Raw genomic sequence first — 1,815 nt, forward strand, 5'->3', positions numbered from 1 at the left:
CTGGGAGACTTCCTCGGCATGTTGCCGAGTCCGCTCGCTCTAGAAATGATGATCCTATCATTGCACCAATCTTGGGAGAATATTCCGTTGATTGGGGGGATTTTGAATCTTCTCAGAAACTACCGATGGGTGATTTTTGTAAATTTCGATCAATTATATGTAAGTATGGCATAGATCGGGTTGTGCTTGCTGGTGCGATCAGTCGGCGTCCTAAGGTAAAGGATTTGCGTTTTCCTTTGAAGGATTCGTTGAAGATCCCTCGGATGATATATCAACTGGCTTTGGGTGGGGATGCGACTGTTCTTAAGGTGGTTGTTAGTTTTCTTGAAAGTTATGGTGTCAATATTATTGGTGCGCATGAAGTTGCTCCTGAATTATTGGCAAGAGTAGGTCCTTTGGGTATATATCATCCCAATAAAGATGATAGACAAGATATATCTTCCTCTATGAGAGCAGCAGAGATTTTGTGTAAACTTGATATTGGTCAATCTGCGGTGAGTATAGGAGGGAGAGTTGTTTCTTTAGAGGGAGTTGAGGGCACTGATGCGATGCTTGAAAGAGTTGTATTCTTTAAAGAGAGCGGCAAGGTTTTTGCAAGAAAAGTTGGAGTATTAACAAAGATGTGCAAGCCGCAGCAAGATATACGAGTAGATTTGCCTTCTATTGGACTATTGACGGTTCAAAATGTGATCAAAGCAGGTCTTTCTGGCATAGCAATAGAAGCTGGGAAATCTCTTATTTTAGAGAAAGAAGCTACGATTCAATTTGCGAATAGATCAAGGATTTTTATTTATGGAATTGATCGTGAATCGCAAATATGAAACCAATTAAAATAGCAGTTATTGCTGGTGAAGTATCTGGGGATTTGCTGGCGGGGGATTTGATCAGAAAACTGAAAAGGACGATCCATGAGCCAATCTCACTGATAGGAATCGGTGGAGATTCCTTAAAACAGGAGGGGCTTGTTTCTTTATTTGATTTTTCTGAACTATCTATAATGGGGATTGTGCAGGTTATTAGGAATTTGCCTCTTTATATGTGGCGTATTTACCAAACTGTAGAGTTTATTGTTTCATCTCAGCCAGATGTACTTCTTATTGTGGATAGTCCTGATTTTACGCATCGCGTAGCAAAACGGGTTCGCAAGAGATTATCAAGTCTTTTTATTGTTAATTATGTTTGTCCAAGCGTTTGGGCTTGGCGTGCGGAGCGTGCACGTGATATGTGTTCATATATTGATCACGTTCTAGCTATTTTGCCTTTTGAACCAGAAATCATGAATAAGCTGGGAGGACCTTCTACAACATTTACTGGTCATCCGTTGAGCAACAATTCTATGCTGTTAGAAATACGCGAAAAGCAAAAGCAACGCATTTCTTCTGATCAAAAAAGAATTCTCCTATTGCCAGGATCGCGAACAAAGGAGATCGCAAGGATCTTGCCAATTTTTGGTAAGGCAGTGAAGTCACTTCTTGAGAGGAATTCATCTTTCAAAGTATCATTGGTAACAATTCGATCGCAGGAAGAACTCGTGCGTAAAATAGTTTCAAGATGGGATGTTAAGCCTGAAATTGTTGTAGGGGAAGAGGGGAAAAAGAAAGTTTTTGCACAATGTGACGCTGCAATGGCAACGTCTGGGACTGTCGTTCTGGAATTAGCGCTTTGCGGTATTCCAGTCGTTTCTGTGTATAAATCCGATTGGATTGTGAATCTTTTGAGTCAATACATTAAGATTTGGACTTGCGCTTTACCCAATCTTATTGTCGATTATCCCATTGTTCCAGAGTATTTCAATCGCATGATACGGTCTGAGGC

Annotated in this window: 2 protein-coding genes; both read left to right on the top strand. The window is 40.6% G+C overall.

Annotation, left to right across the window (positions count from 1 at the left end; genetic code table 11):
• A partial coding sequence (locus H0G72_RS04800) for an LpxI family protein (RefSeq protein WP_182017647.1) occupies positions 1 to 821 on the top strand: 821 nt, incomplete at its 5' end.
• Positions 818 to 1,815, top strand: a 998-nt coding sequence (gene lpxB / locus H0G72_RS04805; RefSeq protein WP_182017655.1) for a lipid-A-disaccharide synthase, incomplete at its 3' end; no start/stop codon positions are given. The genes H0G72_RS04800 and lpxB, both read left to right, overlap by 4 nt.

Origin of the sequence: Candidatus Liberibacter sp., from assembly GCF_014048425.1 — a bacterium.
In the GTDB taxonomy this organism is placed as follows: Bacteria; Pseudomonadota; Alphaproteobacteria; order Rhizobiales; family Rhizobiaceae; genus Liberibacter.